This window comes from Collinsella sp. i06-0019-1H4 (assembly GCF_042849575.1).
Taxonomy (GTDB): domain Bacteria; phylum Actinomycetota; class Coriobacteriia; order Coriobacteriales; family Coriobacteriaceae; genus Collinsella.
In genome coordinates, this window is the sequence record NZ_BAABYB010000001.1 from 2,143,264 (window position 1) to 2,162,421 (window position 19,158).

Sequence of the window (19,158 nt, forward strand, 5' to 3'; positions counted from 1 at the left end):
GGACACACCCCTCAAGCTAGAGCCTTACCAGATGCTCGGCCAGAGACCAAGCGGGCCAGCGCCCAGGATGCCAAGGACGAAGAGCAGGAGAATGCCCTTGGTCGGGGTCCAGCTGTGCTTAGCGAACATGTAGTAAAGCAGCAGCGTAAGCATAAGCGGGACGAGCTTCGGGACGATGGTGTTGAGGGTGTCGGCAACAGAGAAGTTGACCGGATCCTCGGTAACGGTGCCGTAGGTCACGGACTCCATGCCGTTACCCAGATCGGTGACGCCGCACTCGACAGCGTTGCCGTCGGCATCGGAAGCGGTAAGGGCGTTGCCGTCCTTATCGGTCATGGCGATGGTACCGGCCTCAGCGGTCTCGGTATCGATGCCCTCCATACCGGTGAAGTTCTCGGCCTCCTTCTCGGAGACGATCACGGTAGTAGCGGAGAGACCACGGGTGGTGCCGTTGGGGATCTGGAGGTTGATCTGGGTGCCACCCATGGTGACGACCAGGCAACCGACGACGAAGACGCCCATGATGGAAGCGGCACGCGTGAAGGCCTGCATGTTGGCGGTCAGAGCGTCAATAGCGCTGGTGCCAAGCTTGTAGGACCAGTTCATGAGCCAGAAGCGCAGAGCGAACTGGACGACGTTGAAGATCACCAGGAAGATGATCGGTGCAGCGGCGTTGCCGTTGATGGCCATGTTGGAGGTGATGCCGGCCGTGATAGGCACGAGCGTCAGCCAGAACAGGGCGTCACCGATACCACCGAGCGGGCCCATTGCGGCGACGCGGACGGCGCGGATCGTGGGGATGTCAACCTTGTTCTGCTCGAGCGAAAGCACGATGCCCATAACAAAGGTGACAAGGAACGGGTGGGTGTTGAAGAACTCCAGGTTGTGGCTCATGGAAGCCGCGAGGTCGTTCTTGTTGGTGTGGATCTTCTCCAGACCGGGGATGATAGAGTAAAGCCAGCCAGCGGCCTGCATGCGCTCGTAGTTGAACGATGCCTGCAGGAAGCAGGAGCGCCAAGCCATCTTGTTGAGGGTCTTCTGGTCGAGCTGCGGAGCAGGAGTGAGATCCTCGTAGTGCTCCGGGATCACATACTCATTAGATGCCATCTTCGAAGTCACCTCCGTCAGAAACAGCTGCACCCTTCAGCTCGGTCTGCTGCTGGAAGTCCCAGAAAGCGATGCCGAAGCCGATGAGAGCGAGGATGAGCAGAGCAGGGGTTGCCAGCGAATCGTTGGCAACGGTGATGAGCGCGAGGCCAAAGCCCATGAGGAAGAAGCCCCACATATCGCGGTTCATCATAACCTTGAGCAGGACGGCGAAGCCGACGAAGCGCATCATGCCGCCTGCAGCGGAGAGACCGGTCTGCAGCCAAGTCGGGATGGCAGAAGCGATGGTCTGACCGATGGTAGCGCCAGCGATGAAGAACAGGGTGACGACGACAGCGAAGATCAGGCCGAGCAGAGCCATGGCGAAGTAGTTCAGGCGCTCGATGCCCTTGGTGTCCGCGTTGTGAGCCATGTTATCGGCCGTGGACATAAGCGGGGACATAAGCGTGAAGACCAGGGTAACGCCAAGCTGGCCAAGCAGAGCGAACGGAATGGCGAGGCCGACTGCCGCGTTGGGCTCGAGGCCCGTGGCGATAGCGAGAATGGCTGCCATGATGCCGCCGATGACGGCGTTAGGCGGCTGAGCGCCTCCGATCGGCATGTTGCCGATCGTCATGAGCTGATAGGTACCACCCACGAGAAGACCGGTGTTGAGGTCGCCAAGGATAAGACCGATGACGGCGCCGGTGACGATGGGCTGATAGAGAGACTCGAGGAAGTCAAACTGGTCGATTGCCGCGATGAACGTGACGACGAAGACCAGAGCGATCTGGATGATCGAGTATTCCATCTTGCTCCTCCTTTCAAAATGTATGTACGCACTTTGGATTTCACGTACAGAACGTCAGGGTTTCACTCCTGACAACGTGGATCACGAGGATTACGAGAAGAGCTTGCTCGTGTCCTCAACAGGCGTGCTCGGAACGCGCCTGATCTCCAACTCCACCCCCAATTCCTGCAGCTCTTTAAACGCAGCGACATCCTCGTCGTTAACTGCGACGGAGGTGGCGACTTGGCGCTTTCCTTCCGACATGTGCATGTTGCCGATGTTTACCTTCTTTATAGGCACACCGCCCTTGACGAGCGTAAGCACGTCTTCCGGTGTTTCGGCCACGATGAAGATCTTCTGGCGCGGGCTCGCCTTGCCAATGACGTCGATGGTCTTCTGCAGAGAGAAGAAACGCGTAGCGACGCCGGCGGGAGCGGCCATCTTCATGAGGTTCTGGCGCATGGTGTTGGACGCCACGTCGTCGTTAGCGACGAGGATGAGGTTGGAGCCCAGGGTGGAGTTCCACTGGGTGGCAACCTGACCATGAACCAGTCGGTTATCGATGCGGGTAAGAAGAATGTTGGGTTCTGCCATGTTGATCAGCTTCCTTTCGTTATTTGCTGACGACAGTTACTTGATCTCCTGAATCGCGTAACGCGAAACATCTACGACGGCTCCGGATCGGACTTTGATCTGGACCTTCTCGCCTTCGATGCCTTTGACGGTTCCGTAGATACCGCCGGCGAAAAGAACCTCTTGACCCGGCTTGAGCTCGGTGTGCAGCTCCTTGAAGTACTTCTGCTTCTTCTTCATGTTGATTTGCGACCAGATGGTGTAAATCAAGCCCATGATGACAAGCAGGCCTAAAAGGGCGACCGAGGAGCTCAGGACGTTGGCTCCGAAATCGGCCATTAGATGCCGTCCTCGTCGCCGAAGATATCCTCTTCGTCGGAGCCGGCAACGGATGCGACCGTCTGGGCGGTGATGCCCGTCTGGCCAACGGTCACGGCCTGCTCGCCAAGCTCGGCGAGCGTGGCGTTGCCGCGGAGGAACAGAAGCTCAATAACCATGGGAAGGTTGGTGCCGGTCAGAACCTCGACGTTGTCGACATCCTGGGCAATCATCATCGCCTGGTTGAACGGGGTGCCACCAAGCAGGTCGGTAAAGACGAGCACGCCATCGCACTCCTCGCGCATGGCGGTAATAGCGGCGCGGAGATCCTCACCGTAGGAAGCAGCCTGGTCGCCCTCAAAAGGAACGACGGTAAAAGCGGGCTGGTCGCCAGCAACCATAGCGATAGCGCTTGCGAGGCCGGGTGCGAACTGTCCATGACCGGTAAGAATAAAGCCAACCATTCAAATTTCCCTTCCGAAGGTGTGTACGATCTGAGTCCGATGATTTTCGGAAGCCAGCGGGCGCTCGCCCTTAAAGCTTCTTAGAAAGCGTGCTTTGAAGACCAGTGGTTTCTAAACTGGTAGTAACCACGTGACGTGTTGTTGTCACTATATCACCCCAGAAGAGGTCGCTTTCGTTGATTCATACGGTAAAACGTTTTTGCACCGCTCACGGTGATAAATCGACCGTTTACCGGTCGTTAACACTTCTACCTGCGGTTTTGAAACCGTTCCGAAATGCTTTGGCAAAAGATCGGATCTTTTCCTGTGTCTAAACAACGCAGGGCGGCTAAAAATAGCGTGTAGAAAAATTGCAGGTCATTGTGAAGATATGTGAATTGGTCTTTTTGACTTAATACCAGTTAGAACCAGTTTTGAGATTATCGGTGAACGGTAGTTTTCGACCGTTCACCGGTTACTTGCAATCGTTTGCAGTCGTTTTCCCAGATGAATTAGGGAAACACAATGGAGCGCTTGCGCGGGCGCGAGGCCTACTCCAGTGGTTTCGGCAGCAAAAAGCCCGCTAGAACGTTGTCCGTTCTAGCGGGCTAAATCAGGCAGATCGGCTAGCGCACAGTAGTGCAGGCAAACCTTACGCAAACAGGCCGTAGATGCTGATGTTGGCCTTGGCGTAGAGACCGTTAGCATACTCGGTCCACTTGGAGCTGGCGCTCGAAGCCTGCGAAGAGTACTGCTGATAGGCGGTGTAATAGGCAGTCATGGCCTGCTTATAGGTCGCGCTATCGGCCGTAAAGGCATCGTCGGCGAACGCCTTAGCGTAGGTGCCACCGGCGTCCTTCCAGGTGCCCTTCTCGCTATCCCACTCGTCGCCGGCAAGGTTGATGATGTAGTCGGCGTAATCCTTGCTCGCGGTCTCCTCGTTGCCGTCAGAAGGCTCGGTTGGGGCGGTCGGCATGCTTGCGGAGCTATCGCCCACCTTCTTCTTGTAGAGCTTCTGCAGCGTCGCGGACTGGCGGACGATCTGCTTGGCCTGGTCCTTGGACACGCCATACTGCGTGGCCATGGTCTTGTAGTCCGAAGTGCCGATGGAATCCTCGGCGTACTTCTTCATCTCCTTAGAGGAGACGGTAATGCCCTCGTCCTCGGCGGCATCGAGCAGGATCTTGTTGCGCACGTAGGACAGGATGACATCGGCAGAAGGAGCGGTGTAGTTGCCATCGCTATCCTTGACGGTATCGAGGCTGTACTGGCTCTCGATGGCCTCGCGCGCGGTGATGTCGCTCTTCTTGCCGTTGTAGCTATAGCTTGCCACGGTCGAATCGAGCTGGTCCTCGGTCAGGGTCGACGAGCCGACACCCTTGCCGCCAAAGCCGCCATTGCCAATAAAGAAGCCGACCACGGCAGCGATAACGACGGCAACCACGAAGGCGGCGATCATCGTCTTCTTGTGCTTGGATGCGTGGTCGTCTTCGTCGGAACCCAGGATATCGTCGTCCTCATCTTGGGCCTCGGGCATCAAATTCTCGTCAGCGGCATCCGCGGCAATCTGAGCCTCCAGACGGGCGTCCTCCTCCTCGGCCGTCGTACCGGCAGCAATATGCTCGGCAGACGTGCCGGCGACCAGATCGATCTTCTCGTCCTCGTCACCGTCGGGGCCTTCGCCGCGCTCGATGATCTGGATGCCGTCGATCTCGTCCTTCTCGTCCTTCTTTTGAATCAGACCCATATCAGTTACTCCTTGTTAGGAAACATAGTCCTCAATAGAATACGCCCGACAGAGTGCCGGGCGTATTGATTCTTAGGTTATACGCAAACACTTAAGTACTATTTAGGCATTTGCAGCCTGCATGTCTTAGGCCAGGTGCGCGATAACGGCATCGGCAAAGGCCTGCGTGCCCACGGCCCCCTCGACGGAGCCGGTCTGGGCACGACGCACGTCACCGGTAACCTGCTCGCCCTCGTCGAGCGTGGCAGACACGGCGGCACGGATGCGATTGGCAGCGTCGTTCTCGCCCAGGTGATCGAGCATCATCGCAGCAGAGAGAATCTCGGCCGTGGGGTTGGCGATATCCTGGCCAGCGATATCGGGCGCAGAGCCGTGCGTCGCCTCGAAGATGGCGCACTCGGCACCGATGTTGGAGCCGGGGGCCATGCCTAAGCCGCCTACCAGACCGGCGCACAGGTCGCTCACGATGTCGCCGTACAGGTTGGGCAGCACCAGGACATCGAAGTCGTTGGGGTTCTGGACCAGGCCCATGCAGGTAGCGTCAACGATCTTGTCGTTGAACTCGATATCGGGATAGTTGGCGGCCACCTCGCGCGCCACGCGCAGGAACAGGCCGTCGGTCGCCTTCATGATGTTGGCCTTATGCACGGCCGTCACCTTTTTGCGGCCGCAGCGGCGGGCGTACTCAAAGGCGTACTCCACAATACGGCGGCTCTTGGCGATGGAGATGGGCTTAATTGAAATGGCGGAATCGGCGGCAAAGGTCTTCTGGCCCGAGCGCTCGATGAGCTGTGAGAGCTCCTCGACCTCGGCTGCGCCCTCGTCGAACTCGATGCCGGCATAGAGGTCCTCGGTGTTCTCGCGCACGATGACCAGGTCGACGTCGCGGAAACGCGAGCCGTCGCCCGGCTGCGACAGACAGGGACGCACGCAGGCATACAGGTCAAAGTGCTTGCGCAGGGCCACGTTAACGCTGCGGAAGCCCGTGCCGACCGGCGTGGTGATGGGGCCCTTGATGGCAACCTTGGTCTCGGCGACCGCGTCGAGCACGTGCTGGGGCAGCGGCGTGCCAAACTCGTCCATGACGCCGGCGCCGGCCTCCTGGACGTTCCAGTTGATCTGGACGCCGGTGGCCTCGACCACGCGGCGCATTGCCTGCGTAATCTCGGGACCGATACCGTCACCGGGAATCAGGACTACATCGTGCGCCATAATCTGTTACTCCTCGTCTTCGGCGTCGTCAGATTTTTTAACGCTAGCACGCTTCTTCTTTTTGGAGAGATCCAGGCCAAAACGTTTAACAAGCATTTCGCAAATCTCGCTCGAACGGGCCTTGAGATAGCTGCCCTTGCCGTTCTCGGCATCGAACTTAAGGCGCAGCGCAAGCTTCTCTGCAACCTCGGCGTCAATCTCGCCCTGGCCAAACTCGTACAGGCACCCGAGCATATCGCGATACTCAAGGTCGCCGTGGTAGCACTGGATGGCCTCGTCCAGGATGGGCCAAGCCTCGCGCGAACGCTCGACACTCGTGGCGCCCCACACGCACAGCAGGCGGAAGGCGGCATAGCGCAGCGTGGAGGAAATCTCGTCGAACAGCGCGGTCTCGGCGCCCTCAAAGGCGTCCTCCATCTGCTCGGGGCAGGTGGTGGCGAGCGCCGCCAGGGCATCGAGCGCCTCCCAGCGGGTCTGTGCCTCGGGGCGGTCGAGCGCCTCGATCAGCGCTGGCACGCAGGGCACGACGCGCTGCGGATCGCGCTCGGCAAGCAGGTGCAGCACACGGGCGGCAAACTGGCGGATGCGGCGCGTGGGGCAGCCGAGCTCTTGGACCAGGCGGTCGACGGCGTTCTCATTCTCCTCTGCCAGCTGAAGCTGTGCCAGCTCCTCGTCGGTGAGCTGTTCGTCTTTATTTTCTGCCATAGTTACCTCTTCTTACTATTTCTTAGCGTGCTTGCCAGCACCCTTGCTGTCATCGGTGACCGAGATGAGCTGTCGGTCGGCCGCGCCATTGCGACGCGCGCGGCGGCGCTCCTCGGCGTCGCCCGCGTCGGCGGCGGCGCGGTGAGCCTTGTTGACGTTAAAGACCTCGTCGTGCTTGCACCACGGGCCGACGGATTCGCCAAAGCTCATTTTAAGGCCGGCGATAAAGCCGCCGAGCCAGCCGATCGGCGCAAACTGCACTAGCGGGAACAGCGAGAACACCCAGGTCAGCAGGATGACTGCCGCCGCTCCCGCAAAGTTGGCAATCCAGTAGTCACGCTTGGTGATGACGCGCTTTTCGCACGCCCACTGGCCGCACAAAAAGCCAATGTAGATCGCAAAGAGAAAGAGCACCAGCGCAAGCACCACGAACGTCCAGCTCATGGGCGCTACTCCCCGTGATGGTGGCCGCAGCAGCACTCGTGGCCGTCGTCATGGCCGTGGCCGCCGCAGCACTCGTGGTCCTCGCCATGGTGGTGGCCACAACCGCACTCGTGGTCGTCGCCATGTTCGCCGCAACCGCAGCCTTCCTCGTGAGCACCATGCTCCTCGGGACGATACTGCGACCAGTCAAGACCGGCGGCGATGGCGTCGGCCTCCTCCTTGTAGAGCACCGTGATGGCCTGGGTGCCCAGCTTGGCGCCACCGATGGCATCGAGCATGTCGTAGAGCGTAAAGGCCACGTCGGCGCCGGGCAGCGCAAGCTCGCGGTCGTCGGCATAGGCGAGCGCCAAGCGCAGGTCCTTGATGAAGTGCTCGACCATAAAGCCGGGCTTGTAATCGCCGTCGAGCGCCTTGGGCGCCAGACTCTCCATGGCGCCGGACTTGCCGGTACCGCCCAGAATCATCTGACGGGTCTTCTCCAGATCGAGGCCGCTCAGCTCGGCAAACGCCAGCGCATCGGCCATGCCGACCATGCAGGCGCCCAGCGACACCTGGTTGGCGAGCTTGGCAGCCTGGCCCTTGCCGGCGCCGTCGAAGCAGCAGATGGTTGCCGCAAAGGTGGAAAGGATATCGCGGACCGGTGCAATGTCGTTCTCGGTAGCGCCCACGATAGCCGTAAGCGTGCCGGCGATAGCACCCGACTCGCCGCCGGTGACGGGGCAGTCAAACGCCATGCGGCCGGAAACCTGGGCGGCCTCGGCAATGTCGCGCGCCAGCTCGGGCGAGCTCGTGGTGAGGTCGATCAGGACCGCGCCGGGCTTAGTGCACGCGAGCAGGCCGTCGCCCGCCAGGTAGAGCTCCTCGACCTCGGAGGGATAGCCCACCATGGTAAAGACGACGTCGGCGTTCGCCGCGGCATCTGCCGGCGTATCGGCCCAGACGGCACCGCGCTCAACGAGCGCTGCAGCCTTGGACTTGGTGCGGTTGTTGACCGTGACGGGATAGCCAGCGTCCAGAATGTGGCCGGCGATGGGGGCACCCATAATTCCGGTGCCGATGAATGCGACGGAGAGCTTGTTTGCCATGAAACCTTTCCTTTTGGGTTGGGTGTTGTTACCAGGTTGAATACTCGGTGCCAGCGTTTGGGCTGTGAGTCGAGGGCGATTACGGACGCAGCGCTTGCCTACTGACCGCGCACGCGGCGGGCGATACGGTCGGAAAGCGACGCCTTGTCGGCGCGGTTCTTACCCCAAAACGCGCAGCCCACCATGCCGGGGCCCACGTGCGAGCCGATGGTGGGACCCACGGAGCCGCGAATGATCGTGACGTCGGCGCAACCCTCCTCCTTGCGGATGGCGGCTTCGAGCCAGTCACCATCCTTTTCGGCATCGGCCGTCATGATGGCGATGGGCATGGTGCGATCGGGCACGTAGTTCTCGCGGAACGACTTGAGGATGGACTTGAGCGCCTTCTTGCGGCCGCGGTTGACGCCGATCAGCGACAGCGAGCCGGCCAGGTCGTAGGAGAGCTCGGGCTTGACATCGAGCTTTGCCGTGAGCTGCGCCGCCGCGGGCGGAATGCGACCGCCGGCAGCCAGCGCATCAAAGCTCTCGAGCGTAAAGTAGCCGTGTACGTAGGTCTTGGCCTCGTTTGCCCAATCGACCAGCTGCTTGGCAGTCAGTCCTGCCGAACGCTGGCGCACGGCCTCGAGCGCCAAGAGCGCACCGGTCGCGCAGGGCAGAGCGTTGTCGACCACGTAGAGCTCAAAGTTGGGATACTCGGCGCGCACGGCATCTGCCGCCTGGCACGCGGAGTTGTAGCTCGACGACAGCGCCGAGGTAAAGCACAGGTAGACCGTGGGCGTGCCCTCTTTGGCGCACTCGGTAAAGAACTCGATATAGCGACCGAGCGACACAGCCGAGGTGGACACGCGGGCACCGGCGCGCATGCGGTCGTAGAACTCCTTAGGGCTCATGCTCGACCAGATGTCGTCTGTGCGCTCCTCGCCATCGATAATGAAGGGGAAACCCAGGATATCGACATCAAGGTTCGCGGCGACCTCGGGGCTAAAGTCGCAGCAGGTATCGACGACGATGCGGCAACGGTTCGAATGACCGGCGGATGCGGCCTTGTCCATCAAAGCGACTCCTTACGTAAAAAGGCGGCCACCCGCATGGGATGGCCGCCAACCGTTAACTCATGCAAGTTAACGTATTTTACTCGTCAAGTGTTTCGATGCGGGGCTTGATGATGCCATATCCACCATTCTTACGGTGATACACCACATTGATGAGACCGGTCGTCGCGTTCTCGAACACGTAGAAGTCGTGGCCCAGCAGATCGGTCTGCACCAGCGCCTGCTCCTCGGTCATCGGGGTGACGTCGATAACCTTCTCGCGGACGAGCAGATCGTCCTCTTCCTCGGGCAGCAGCAGGTCGGCCAGATCCTCGACGCGCTCGACCGGCGCGACATCCGCGGCACTGGCACCACCCTGGCGGTTGTCCACGACCTTGGTCTTGAACTTGCGCAGCTGGCGGGTGACCTTATCGGCGGAGAGATCGATGGCGGCATACATATCTGCGCCGTGCTCGGCAACGCGAATCACAGAACCGCGGACACGAACCGTGACCTCGACGATTGCCGGGTTGGGGTTCGAGGGGTTCTTCTCATAACGAAGCACGACGTCGACTGTCATGGGCTCGATGTCGAAAACCTTGAGCGCCTCGCCGATTTTCTCATCCACATGCGCACGCAGAGCATCGGTTACCGTCGTCTTGCGTCCAGAAACCTTGATATCCATACGTGGCTCCAATCTGCCTCGGGGACTTACCGTACTGGCTATGTACCCATTGCCGTGCATTTAATCACGCGAATTCCCAAAGACCCGAATAACGACTGCTTGATACCGCATACCGAAGTCTCGCACTTTTCCGTGGCAAAGTGCGCTATAGGAAGGCGTCGACGGAGTTAATTTTTCTCCTGGAAATTAGCTTTGACCTGCTAGTTTTACCAAAATAGAAAAGCCGGGCTCCCCTATTTGGGAGACCCGGCCATGCGTGTTGAAACCGTGAAGAAGTGCCTCGTTCAATGTATGGCAGGCGCCACCCCTACCAATAACTAGCTATTGAGCTTGTTGATGTCATCGTCGGTGATGGTGCCCTCCTGGCTAGACGACGGGCTGTCGCCGTTGTTATCAGAGGCGTCGTCATCGGAGGACTCGGTCTCGTTGGACGTGGAGTCGGATGCCTGCACATTGGCCCCCGAAACGGTCTTGGCGGTAAGGTCATAGGGCATCTGTCCGTACCAGACGCAGTGGACTGCCTCGAGCGTGCCATCGACCGTGATGCCATCGAGGGCATCGCTCGCGGCACGGCACAGCTCATCGTTAGAGCTTAGGCCTGCGACGCCAAGCGTGGAGGGCGCCTCGAGCGTACCGACATAGGAGATCTGGCTCATCAGACGCGCGAGGTAGCCACCAGCCGTGGAATCACAGATCACGTAATCGACCTCGCCCGACTCGAGCGCCTCAAAGCACTCATTGATGTTGGAAAAGGTCTTTTGGTTGGCGGTGATGCTTTGCTTGGCGAGCGCCTCCTGCGAGGCCGAGGAGGTCTGAACGCCCAGGGTAGCGGTGTTAAGCGTTTCGGTGGAAACGCTCAGCGACTCGCCGTCACTGCTCTTGCCGAATACGGCGGCGGCATCGTACAGACAGGTGCCAAGCGAGCTGATGTCGCCGCCCGCAGACTTGATGTCGCCAATGAAGATGTCCGCCTTTTTATCGCTGAGCGCGGAATCGGCCGAGGACGCATCGACAAAGGCGACCTTGAGACCCATGCGGCATGCGAGGGCACGAGCGGCATCGACCGCATAGCCCGTGAGGTTTCCGTCGGCATCCTGCATGGCCTGCGGTGCATCGGACGTATCGAGGGCGACCGTCAGGGTTCCCGGCGTGACCAGGGCATCGTCCGATACCGTGGGGGTAACGGTCTCGCGCTCGATCTGGTCGATCGTGGGCGTCGTGAACGTGGACAGTGGATTGAACGCACATCCACTCAGGCCCAAAACGGCAATGACCACCGCGGTCCCAGCACCTAACCGAGCCGCATGCATCAAGCTGCCCCTCACCATGTCCACTACCCTGCCTTCTGTGTCGTATACAATCCGTTCCCTGCACGGAATATCGGGTTGTTCCCACCAGCTGACCTGGTATTTGACCCCACACTTGCGCACCGGGGCGTTTGCTCGGGAGGCCGCAGCCACCTTCACGACTGGCCCGCTCGCCCGCGAGGCGGTATTGCCCCAAAGAAAGTAGAACGGACGGTGCGGCTTACATCTAGGACGCGCCATGATCGCGCCGCGCGCACGCGGTCGCTTACGTGGATCCCTTTGACCGCGTCTGTCTTGGACTAGGATGGGCATTTCGTCCGTCCGCAACCACAGCCTGGCAGGAACGTAGGGCATTATAGCTAAGTTCAAGCTATAGTTTAAGGTTAGGGACGTTATTCGCATCGCGAGCACAGATTTCGCAGGTCGGGGCGGGCTGCACGCGCTCTGATTCAAGACTTTAGTCCGCTGGCCGCGCAGCGGCCAGCTTTAAACCACCCGCTACGCGGGTGGAGACAAACGGCTTTACAAAGCCACCCCTCCGACCGATATTGACGATTGTTCAGGCCGTCAAGAATTCGAGTCGAAGGGGTGGTCGCCATGGCCCAGAAGGCCTACAGCCTTTCCCACACGAAGTGGATGTGCAAGTACCACATCGTGTTCACGCCGAAGTATAGGCGCAAAGTGATCTACAACCAAATCAGGAGCGACATAGGGGAGATCCTCAGGAAGCTGTGCGAGTACAAGGGGATCGAGATAATCGAGGGGCACCTGATGCCCGACCACGTGCACGTGCTGCTGGCGATCCCGCCGAAGTACAGCGTCGCGAGCGTCATGGGCTACCTGAAGGGGAAGAGCTCGCTGATGATATTCGACAGGCACGCCAACCTCAAGTACAAGTTCGGCAACAGGAAGTTCTGGGCGGAGGGCTACTACGTGTCCACCGTCGGCCTGAACGAGGCGACGATCGCCAAGTACATCAGGGAGCAGGAGTCCCACGACATCGCGCTGGACAAGCTGAGCGTGAAGGAGTACGAGGACCCCTTCAAGAGGGGGTGATGCTGCCGGTTCGACCGGCGCGCCACGGGTCAAGATGCACTAGGCCTGGACGAAGTCCGGGCCCGCGCCTTTAGACGCGAGCCCGGGGCCCGTGGGTTATACCCTAAGAGCAAACCACCCTTTTTAAGGGTGGTTCTGATTGAGCCCGTAGCTCCCCATGGAGAGCCCCGACGCGCTCGTCTTGGGGCGCGTGGCCAAAAAATAGCAAATATGAGTACTGTTATCAAATTAGTGGCAGGAATTTTTGGCTCTGCAAACAGTTTTCACTCTCTATAACGTCAGATTGATGCCAGGGTATTCCACATTTGTTTAATATCTTTCTGATTTACGCCATCTTCTAGTCCCAAAATCCCTGATTTTGCTGTTACCGAATTTGTAGCAGTACTCATATTTGCTATATTTTGGCCAGAGCATGTATTCAACCCCCTGTTTCAGAGCATTGCTAGGCGGGTTTAAGCCCAAAACACGCCCGCAGCGTGTTAAATAGCGCCTCTTGTTTCTTTCTGCAAGCGTCAACACGGTTGCGATATCTCGCTTACCCATACGTTGGTGGATGCGCCATGCGAGCGCTTCCATCGCTTCCATGTCGCAGAGCATTTCGTTGTTGACCGTCGCGACCTCGATTCCCATAGTAATCAAGCCCGTGTTGCGTTTTTCATCATGGATACGTCCCCTCCGGGAGGAATGGCCCAGCTCACCGTTGTATTCCAGGTCAAACCGGGCTGCTTCCTGATGGGCATCGCAAACCGCATACGGCATCCCCGAGATCGCCTGCGCTCGGTCGTTGAACTCGATCTTGTGGTCGGTCTTAAAGGGACCGCAGGCAAATCCGCCATAGGAAAACGGAAGCGAAAACATGGCAAGCATGATGCATTCCATGGGTGAGCGCAGGTTTTCCGACAGAAAGGGGCACAGCCGCCGCAGCTGCTTGGCCGCGCTCCCCTTGCATGCCGCAAGGTAATCTGCCAGGCGATCGGGCGTCAGCACTGGCTCTACCTCAAAGTAGCCCACATCTGACGGCTGGTCCTTATCCTTTGCAAGCCTGTTCACGGTAGGCGAGCTGTAGGGAGGCAAATACTGCCCGCGATCGCTCAGCGAAATCTTGGAGCACAGCTCCTGGGCCAGGGCAAATGCCTGGATACAGCCGACTTCGCGCGCAACGGCTACGCAGAGGGCCTCGGGAGACAAGCTGTACACCCCCGGCTCCACCTCCAGAATCGAACCAACCGGCAGTCCTGCAGAACAAACGGACCAGCTTGCACCAGGCATGCGGCGACGCTGCTTTGCAGACCCCACCAGTAGACACAGGTCTTCTTGGACCTCGCCGCTCACGGCCCCGATCCTCACCAAATCGGGAAGATAGATGTCCTCGGCCGAGGGCGACGATGCGTGCAGCACACGGCGCTCTTCATCGGGATCGAGGTCCCTCCAGCTGATGTAACCCATTTGTCGGCGCTCGGCGCGCATCATGCGCAGCGCCGAGGTGCCGGTCAGGATTACGGAGGAAGCCAGTTGCTCGCTTGTCGGCTCGTCACGCCGCGCTATCTTCACTGCCACAAAACCACCCCTACCAGACGCGTACGATAGCGAGGCCATCGACTGCCGCGGCGCCGGCACGCTTGAGCTCTGCCGAGGCCGCCGCCATGGTCGCACCCGTGGTAATGACATCGTCGATGAGCAGCAAACGACAGCCGTGCACATCTTCGACCGTCTCGTACATGCCCCGGGCATGTTCCCGGCGCTCATCGCGACCGAGCTCTCGCTGGTCACCGTGACCGTATTTGACCAGGGCGTCCAGCAACGACACACCCGAAAGATCGCAAAACGAGCGCGCGATTGCTTCCATATGGTCGAATCCACGCCGCCGAAACGCTGCCGCAGTCGCGGGCACAAATACCACCGCGTCGGCGCCGGACAGCACACCGCCGTAGCGATCGGGGGCTGCCACCTGGGCATGTAAGACGGTGTCGTAGAGTAGCTCCGCCAGATACGGTGCCAGGCGGCGCTCGCCCGCATCCTTGTACGCCTTGATGATGCGCGGCAGCGGATGTGCGTAGACGGCACACGCCAGGCAGCGATCGAGCGCCTCGGCCATTGCCGAAGACGTGCCCTCGACCGAACACTCGGTGCACAGTAAATCCCCAAACGGGGCGCCACATCGGATGCAGCTATGGCACGGATCGATGAGCACGAGCGATGCCAGACAATCCTGGCAGATCAACGCACCGGAACGCTCGCAGCCGGCGCATCGCGTGGGCGACAACGCCTCAAGTGCCTCGTACGTCGCGCGCTCGGCAAGCGGTAGCAATTCGTCCGCAAACGGTAGGGTGCCTGCACCCTGCAAGCGACTCAACACATTCAAATGCCTCTTCATGACACAACCCTCCCTACGCGAAGGCGAAGGGAGGGTTGTCGGTGTAGAGCCATGATACCCAGAGGTGCTAGGGTCAGGCGAGTCACATCCGCTTACGGACGTTATTCGCCGGCAGGCGGTTGCGGTGCGGACGAGGTGTGAGTCGAGCCTTCACCACCGTCCTGGCGCGGCTTGCGGGAGCGACGGCGACGGCGACGCTTTTGACCCTGGTCGGTCGAGCCCTCGCCACCGCGATCCTCACGCGGTTCGCGCTCGTCGCGAGTACCGCCGCGCGAAGCCTTGGCGGCAGCTCCTCCGCCGTCTCCAGGGCGACGGCGCGTGACCTTGACTTCACCGTCCGAAACCTGATCGGCCACGGAAGGAACCGAGGGCTTCTGCTGCGTGCCCGAGGAATGGCGACGGCGCGGACGCGGCACGCGCTCCTCCTCGCCACGCGGCTTGCCGCCCTTGTCGGCAGGCGCGTCGGAAGCCGAGGCGCCCTTGGGAGCGGCACCGGCTTCGCGAGCGGCTGCGGCGCGGAAGGCGTCCTCGCGCTCCTCGCTCGACAGGTGACGGCGGCGACGGCGCGTGGGGTTCATGCCACCGCCGCGGTTTTGCTGCTGGGGCTGGTGAGCCTCGCGCTCGCGGGAAGCGTTCTTGCCCGCGGTCTCGCCATTGTCGACGGACGCCGTGCGCTTGCGGCGGCGACGGCCATCGGCCGCCCCCTCGGCCTCGAGCGCCTCGGCCTTGCCACGGCCCTTTCCGCGGCCACGACCCTCGCCCTGACCCTGACCGGAGCGAGCATCGGATTCGGCATCGCGGCGACGGCGCTTGGGCATCGACGTACCGGCCAGACGGTCGGCACTCGACAGGCCATCGCCCACGTCGACGCCGTTCTCGCGATCGAGCTCCATGAGCGCCAGGCGCATCTCGGGCGACTCGATGCGCTCGAGCACGTCGCGCGTCACGCAGTCGGGGCGGCAGTTGCAGCCCTGCTCGGCGGCCTTCTTTTTGCAGCCCTCCGAGCACGTCATATCGGCCAGGTTGACCTTAAAGACCTTGCCGTTCTCCAGGCGCAGCACCAGCTGCTCACGCGGCGTGTCATATTCCTGGATACGCGCCTTGCCAAGCGGCGTATCGATGAGCGTCTTCTTTTTGGGCGCGCGGCTCTTAAAGTCCTTGTACGCCTCGAACTCGTAGCGCAGGCAGCACATCAGGCGGCCGCAGACGCCACTAATCTTGGACGAGTTGAGCGGCAGGTCCTGCTCCTTTGCCATGCGGATCGAAACCGGCTCAAACTGTCCGCCAAAGCGCGTGCAGCAGAGCTCCTGGCCGCACTGGGCATAGCCGCCCACCAGGCGGGTCTCGTCGCGCACGCCGATCTGGCGCATGTCGACGCGAATGTGCAGCGTCGAGGACAGGTCCTTGACGAGCTGACGGAAATCGACGCGCTCCTCGGCCGCGAAGTAGAACACAGCCTTCTCGCCGCCAAACAGGTACTCGACGCCGACCGGCTTCATCTCGAGGTCGAGCTCTTTGACCAGACGACGGAAATCGACCATGGCCTCGTCGCCCTGGATGGCCAGGTCGTCGGCAAGCTGCAGGTCGATGTCGCTCGCCACGCGCAGCACGGGCTTGAGCGGCTGGCCGATCTCATCTTGCGGCACCTCGAAGGGATCGGCCGTGACCAGGCCGATCTCGGTTCCGCGCTCGGTGGAGCAAATGGCATAATCGGCCTCGAGGATATCCAGATCCTGCGGATCAAACCACAGGTCGCGCGAGGCGTAGGTAAACTTAACGGGTACGACTAACGGCATTTCAGTGCCTTCCTGATATCGAACAGCATGACCTCGATGGCCAGCTGGGGAGTAACGTTTCTGGCGATGTTGCGCTCGGCGGTCGCGACCGCCTCGAGCGCCCGGGTGGCACCCGCAACATTCGTCGCGGCGGCAAGCCGCCCGATCGTGTCGCGCACGTCTTCGTTCACGACGTCGGCCGCCTCGTCCTGAAGTGTCAGCAGCACGTCGCGCATGAGCGTCCGCGCGCTCGCCAGCGCTTCCATGATACCCGAACGCTCGCGCGCGTTGAGTTCGCGCTTGTTGCGGTCCTCAAGCTGCTTCAATGCTCCACGCGACAGGTAGTCGGCGTTTTGCTCGAGCACCTTTTCCTGTGTGGACTTGACCTCGGCGAGCGGCGCCTTAACGGCGACGATGAGCGACTTGGCGCGGCTGAGCACATCAGCCTCGTCGGCAGCGATGAGCGAATCGATGGCGCGGACCATTTGGCGGCGAGCATCCTGGCGCTCGGCACTCTTAAGGAACTCGATGCCGCGTGTGGGGCTTCCCGCCACGGCGACCGCCATGCGGCAACGCGCGAGATCCTGACCCGTCGCGCGGCTCACGGCCTGCGCGGCCACGGTGGGCGACACCAGCCGAAACGGCACGCACTGACAGCGGCTCACGATGGTGGGCAACATCACGTCTGCCGAGGTGCCCAACAAGATGAACATAACGCCCTCGGGCGGCTCCTCGAGTGTCTTGAGCAGCGCGTTGGCGGTGTTAGCGCGCAGTTGCTCGGCACGATCGATGATGTAGACCTTGGCCTTGGCACGGATGGGCGCCAGCGGCACGTCATCGAGCAGCTCGCGGGTCTGGGCAATGAGGTAGCCTGTGGCGCTCTCGGGCGTGTAATAGTGCACGTCGGGGTGCGTATGGCGGGCGACGCGCACGCAGCTATCGCATGAGCCGCAGCCATCCTGCTCGCACAGGAAGGCTTGGGCGAGCGCCCACGCGGCGTCGAGCTTGCCCGCGCCGGGCGCGCCCAAAAACAGGTAGGCGTGCGATGCGCGACCGCTGGCGACGGCATTGGTCAAAAAGTCGCGCACGCGCTGTTGGGTGTCAAGCTTGGCCAGCAGGCTTGCCTGAGCGGGGGCCATGTTACTCGGCCTCCTGGGCAAGCGCGGCGGTGACGGCATCCTGGGAAATGTCGAGGCCGTAGGCGCGAACCTGCTCGACCGTCTGTGCGAATACGTCCTCGATGGACGCGGTCGCGTCGATGAGCTTTACGCGGTTTGGCTCCTCGGCGGCAATTGCGCAAAAACCCTGGTAGACACGCTCTTGGAAGGCCATGCCCTTAGCCTCCATGCGATCTGCCGCGCCACGGGCTGCCATGCGCAGCGCCGCCTGCTCGGGCGTGATGTGATAGACGAGCGTGAGCGCCGGGTGCGTACCCGCGACGGCCAGGTTGTTGGCATCGCGCACCATCTGACGATCGAGGCCATCGGCAAACGCCTGGTAGCAGGTCGTGGAATCGTAGAAGCGATCGCACAGGACCACCTTGCCGGCAGCAAGGGCGGGCGCGATGACCTCGTGCACCAACTGAGCGCGTGCCGCCTCGTAGAGCAGCAACTCGCAGGTGTCGCCCATCGCCGTATTGGCAGGGTCGAGCAGCAGAGCACGGATCTTTTCGCTGATGGCGGTACCGCCCGGCTCGCGCAGGCTCACAACCTGGTAGCCAGCGAGCTCGAGCGCACGGGCAAGCAGGCGCGCCTGCGTAGATTTACCGGCGCCATCGACACCCTCGAGCGTAATGAAGCTATGTTGAGCGGGCTCAAAAGCCATGGGCGCAGCCCCTTCCTACAAGGCGCGTAAATGCAGATATATATCAACCAAGCCATGATACCCCAGTGCTCGGTGCGTCCCAAATCGGGCCTAGTCATTGGGTAGTCATTGGGGACGCTCTTAAATGACTAGGCGACAGCTAGGGACTGTCCCCAACTGCCGGCAGAGACGATATGAGCAGGACATAAAAACATTGGGAGCCCCCGGCATGAAAGACCGCGGATTAGGCCGACAATGGTGAGTGTCTAATCCAGCCGTGGCGGCCACGCCGCATTCATGGAAGGGGCTCCCATGCTCGATACTACCACCTTCGTCGGCCTCGACGTCCACGCCCGCTCGATAAAGGCCGTCTCCCTCGACGTCATGACCGGGGAGGTGCGCTGCGCGACCTTCGGCTACGACGCCGCGGCCGTCGCGGAGTGGGTCCGGTCCGTGGACCCCAAGGCCAGGTGCGTGTACGAGTCCGGGGTCACGGGGTTCGACCTCCAGAAGAGGCTCTCCGGCCTGGGTGTCGACTGCGTGGTCGGCGCCGTCTCGAAGATGATCAAGCCCAGCGCGGACAGGCGCAGGAAGAACGACCGCAACGACGCCGAGTTCCTCGCCCGCATGCTGTCGGTCGGCAACGTGGTCGAGGTGTGGGTCCCCGACGACGAGTGCGAGGCCGCCCGCGACCTGACCAGGGCGCACTGGTCCTGGATCGAGT

At 61.1% G+C, this 19,158-nt stretch carries 19 protein-coding genes and 1 pseudogene; 2 read left to right on the forward strand and 18 right to left on the reverse strand.

Annotated features, from left to right (window positions below; all coding sequences use genetic code 11):
• Nucleotides 1–24: 24 nt before the first annotated feature.
• From ACGHEN_RS09475 to ACGHEN_RS09535, 13 genes are all read right to left on the reverse strand, one after another.
• A complete protein-coding gene (locus tag ACGHEN_RS09475) occupies nucleotides 25–1,107 on the reverse strand; it encodes a PTS system mannose/fructose/sorbose family transporter subunit IID (RefSeq protein ID WP_055251210.1) in 1,083 nt (360 codons plus the stop codon).
• The gene (locus tag ACGHEN_RS09480) at nucleotides 1,097–1,897 is read right to left on the reverse strand and encodes a PTS sugar transporter subunit IIC (protein WP_022094610.1); all 801 of its coding nucleotides are present in this window, start codon (nucleotides 1,895–1,897) and stop codon (nucleotides 1,097–1,099) included. Before ACGHEN_RS09480 ends, ACGHEN_RS09475 begins: the two co-directional genes overlap by 11 nt.
• 90 nt (nucleotides 1,898–1,987) lie before the next feature.
• Nucleotides 1,988–2,470, reverse strand: coding sequence for a PTS N-acetylgalactosamine transporter subunit IIB (gene agaV, locus ACGHEN_RS09485; RefSeq protein WP_022094611.1), 483 nt, complete (start codon nucleotides 2,468–2,470; stop codon nucleotides 1,988–1,990).
• Nucleotides 2,471–2,506: 36 nt separating this feature from the next.
• Entirely contained in the window at nucleotides 2,507–2,788 is a 282-nt protein-coding gene (gene yajC, locus ACGHEN_RS09490; RefSeq protein ID WP_022094612.1) for a preprotein translocase subunit YajC, read from the reverse strand.
• Nucleotides 2,788–3,231, reverse strand: a complete 444-nt coding sequence (locus ACGHEN_RS09495) for a PTS sugar transporter subunit IIA (protein WP_022094613.1) — start codon at nucleotides 3,229–3,231, stop codon at nucleotides 2,788–2,790. Before ACGHEN_RS09495 ends, yajC begins: the two co-directional genes overlap by 1 nt.
• 631 nt (nucleotides 3,232–3,862) lie before the next feature.
• Nucleotides 3,863–4,957, reverse strand: a complete 1,095-nt coding sequence (locus tag ACGHEN_RS09500) for a hypothetical protein (protein ID WP_390399017.1) — start codon at nucleotides 4,955–4,957, stop codon at nucleotides 3,863–3,865.
• A gap of 126 nt (nucleotides 4,958–5,083) precedes the next feature.
• Entirely contained in the window at nucleotides 5,084–6,169 is a 1,086-nt protein-coding gene (locus ACGHEN_RS09505; RefSeq protein ID WP_390399019.1) for an isocitrate/isopropylmalate dehydrogenase family protein, read from the reverse strand.
• Nucleotides 6,170–6,175: 6 nt separating this feature from the next.
• Entirely contained in the window at nucleotides 6,176–6,874 is a 699-nt protein-coding gene (locus ACGHEN_RS09510) for a hypothetical protein (RefSeq protein ID WP_089572411.1), read from the reverse strand.
• Nucleotides 6,875–6,889: 15 nt separating this feature from the next.
• Nucleotides 6,890–7,318 carry a hypothetical protein gene (locus ACGHEN_RS09515; RefSeq protein ID WP_390399021.1) on the reverse strand — a complete coding sequence of 143 codons (429 nt, stop codon included), beginning with the start codon at nucleotides 7,316–7,318 and terminating at the stop codon, nucleotides 6,890–6,892.
• Nucleotides 7,319–7,323: 5 nt separating this feature from the next.
• Nucleotides 7,324–8,403 (reverse strand): NAD(P)-dependent oxidoreductase, encoded by a 1,080-nt coding sequence (locus ACGHEN_RS09520; RefSeq protein ID WP_195232797.1) that lies wholly within the window; start codon nucleotides 8,401–8,403, stop codon nucleotides 7,324–7,326.
• A 98-nt stretch (nucleotides 8,404–8,501) separates the two neighbouring features.
• A complete protein-coding gene (locus tag ACGHEN_RS09525; protein WP_343001421.1) occupies nucleotides 8,502–9,455 on the reverse strand; it encodes a DegV family protein in 954 nt (317 codons plus the stop codon).
• Nucleotides 9,456–9,534: 79 nt separating this feature from the next.
• On the reverse strand, nucleotides 9,535–10,119 hold the full coding sequence (hpf, locus tag ACGHEN_RS09530) for a ribosome hibernation-promoting factor, HPF/YfiA family (protein ID WP_055310422.1): 585 nt from the start codon (nucleotides 10,117–10,119) through the stop codon (nucleotides 9,535–9,537).
• 317 nt (nucleotides 10,120–10,436) lie between these two features.
• A complete protein-coding gene (locus ACGHEN_RS09535; protein ID WP_390399024.1) occupies nucleotides 10,437–11,396 on the reverse strand; it encodes a substrate-binding periplasmic protein in 960 nt (319 codons plus the stop codon).
• A gap of 627 nt (nucleotides 11,397–12,023) precedes the next feature.
• Here ACGHEN_RS09535 and tnpA point away from each other — a divergent pair.
• Nucleotides 12,024–12,482: an IS200/IS605 family transposase gene (tnpA, locus tag ACGHEN_RS09540; RefSeq protein ID WP_055287554.1), complete on the forward strand. Its 459-nt coding sequence runs from the start codon at nucleotides 12,024–12,026 to the stop codon at nucleotides 12,480–12,482.
• Nucleotides 12,483–12,791: 309 nt separating this feature from the next.
• Here the strand turns inward: tnpA and ACGHEN_RS09545 are convergent, their stop codons facing one another.
• The 5 genes from ACGHEN_RS09545 to tmk form a co-directional block, all read right to left on the reverse strand.
• The gene (locus tag ACGHEN_RS09545; RefSeq protein WP_390399026.1) at nucleotides 12,792–13,952 is read right to left on the reverse strand and encodes a hypothetical protein; all 1,161 of its coding nucleotides are present in this window, start codon (nucleotides 13,950–13,952) and stop codon (nucleotides 12,792–12,794) included.
• A gap of 97 nt (nucleotides 13,953–14,049) precedes the next feature.
• Nucleotides 14,050–14,856 carry a ComF family protein gene (locus ACGHEN_RS09550; RefSeq protein WP_390399028.1) on the reverse strand — a complete coding sequence of 269 codons (807 nt, stop codon included), beginning with the start codon at nucleotides 14,854–14,856 and terminating at the stop codon, nucleotides 14,050–14,052.
• Nucleotides 14,857–14,957: 101 nt separating this feature from the next.
• A complete protein-coding gene (locus ACGHEN_RS09555; RefSeq protein WP_390399031.1) occupies nucleotides 14,958–16,652 on the reverse strand; it encodes a stage 0 sporulation family protein in 1,695 nt (564 codons plus the stop codon).
• The gene (locus tag ACGHEN_RS09560; RefSeq protein ID WP_390399032.1) at nucleotides 16,643–17,770 is read right to left on the reverse strand and encodes an ATP-binding protein; all 1,128 of its coding nucleotides are present in this window, start codon (nucleotides 17,768–17,770) and stop codon (nucleotides 16,643–16,645) included. Before ACGHEN_RS09560 ends, ACGHEN_RS09555 begins: the two co-directional genes overlap by 10 nt.
• A 1-nt stretch (nucleotide 17,771) precedes the next feature.
• Entirely contained in the window at nucleotides 17,772–18,455 is a 684-nt protein-coding gene (gene tmk, locus ACGHEN_RS09565) for a dTMP kinase (protein WP_161115023.1), read from the reverse strand.
• A 363-nt stretch (nucleotides 18,456–18,818) separates the two neighbouring features.
• Here tmk and ACGHEN_RS09570 point away from each other — a divergent pair.
• A pseudogene (locus tag ACGHEN_RS09570) lies at nucleotides 18,819–19,097 on the forward strand (IS110 family transposase); the annotation flags it as partial.
• Nucleotides 19,098–19,158: the final 61 nt, after the last annotated feature.

What these genes read in the sequence shown, in the direction of transcription:
- ACGHEN_RS09475 (WP_055251210.1), bottom strand. Translation starts at nt 1,107, where the DNA reads ATGGCATCTAATGAGTATGTGATCCCGGAGCACTACGAGGATCTCACT.
- ACGHEN_RS09480 (WP_022094610.1), bottom strand. Translation starts at nt 1,897, where the DNA reads ATGGAATACTCGATCATCCAGATCGCTCTGGTCTTCGTCGTCACGTTC.
- agaV (WP_022094611.1), bottom strand. Translation starts at nt 2,470, where the DNA reads ATGGCAGAACCCAACATTCTTCTTACCCGCATCGATAACCGACTGGTT.
- yajC (WP_022094612.1), bottom strand. Translation starts at nt 2,788, where the DNA reads ATGGCCGATTTCGGAGCCAACGTCCTGAGCTCCTCGGTCGCCCTTTTA.
- ACGHEN_RS09495 (WP_022094613.1), bottom strand. Translation starts at nt 3,231, where the DNA reads ATGGTTGGCTTTATTCTTACCGGTCATGGACAGTTCGCACCCGGCCTC.
- ACGHEN_RS09500 (WP_390399017.1), bottom strand. Translation starts at nt 4,957, where the DNA reads ATGGGTCTGATTCAAAAGAAGGACGAGAAGGACGAGATCGACGGCATC.
- ACGHEN_RS09505 (WP_390399019.1), bottom strand. Translation starts at nt 6,169, where the DNA reads ATGGCGCACGATGTAGTCCTGATTCCCGGTGACGGTATCGGTCCCGAG.
- ACGHEN_RS09510 (WP_089572411.1), bottom strand. Translation starts at nt 6,874, where the DNA reads ATGGCAGAAAATAAAGACGAACAGCTCACCGACGAGGAGCTGGCACAG.
- ACGHEN_RS09515 (WP_390399021.1), bottom strand. Translation starts at nt 7,318, where the DNA reads ATGAGCTGGACGTTCGTGGTGCTTGCGCTGGTGCTCTTTCTCTTTGCG.
- ACGHEN_RS09520 (WP_195232797.1), bottom strand. Translation starts at nt 8,403, where the DNA reads ATGGCAAACAAGCTCTCCGTCGCATTCATCGGCACCGGAATTATGGGT.
- ACGHEN_RS09525 (WP_343001421.1), bottom strand. Translation starts at nt 9,455, where the DNA reads ATGGACAAGGCCGCATCCGCCGGTCATTCGAACCGTTGCCGCATCGTC.
- hpf (WP_055310422.1), bottom strand. Translation starts at nt 10,119, where the DNA reads ATGGATATCAAGGTTTCTGGACGCAAGACGACGGTAACCGATGCTCTG.
- tnpA (WP_055287554.1), top strand. Translation starts at nt 12,024, where the DNA reads ATGGCCCAGAAGGCCTACAGCCTTTCCCACACGAAGTGGATGTGCAAG.
- ACGHEN_RS09545 (WP_390399026.1), bottom strand. Translation starts at nt 13,952, where the DNA reads ATGATGCGCGCCGAGCGCCGACAAATGGGTTACATCAGCTGGAGGGAC.
- ACGHEN_RS09550 (WP_390399028.1), bottom strand. Translation starts at nt 14,856, where the DNA reads ATGAAGAGGCATTTGAATGTGTTGAGTCGCTTGCAGGGTGCAGGCACC.
- ACGHEN_RS09555 (WP_390399031.1), bottom strand. Translation starts at nt 16,652, where the DNA reads ATGCCGTTAGTCGTACCCGTTAAGTTTACCTACGCCTCGCGCGACCTG.
- ACGHEN_RS09560 (WP_390399032.1), bottom strand. Translation starts at nt 17,770, where the DNA reads ATGGCCCCCGCTCAGGCAAGCCTGCTGGCCAAGCTTGACACCCAACAG.
- tmk (WP_161115023.1), bottom strand. Translation starts at nt 18,455, where the DNA reads ATGGCTTTTGAGCCCGCTCAACATAGCTTCATTACGCTCGAGGGTGTC.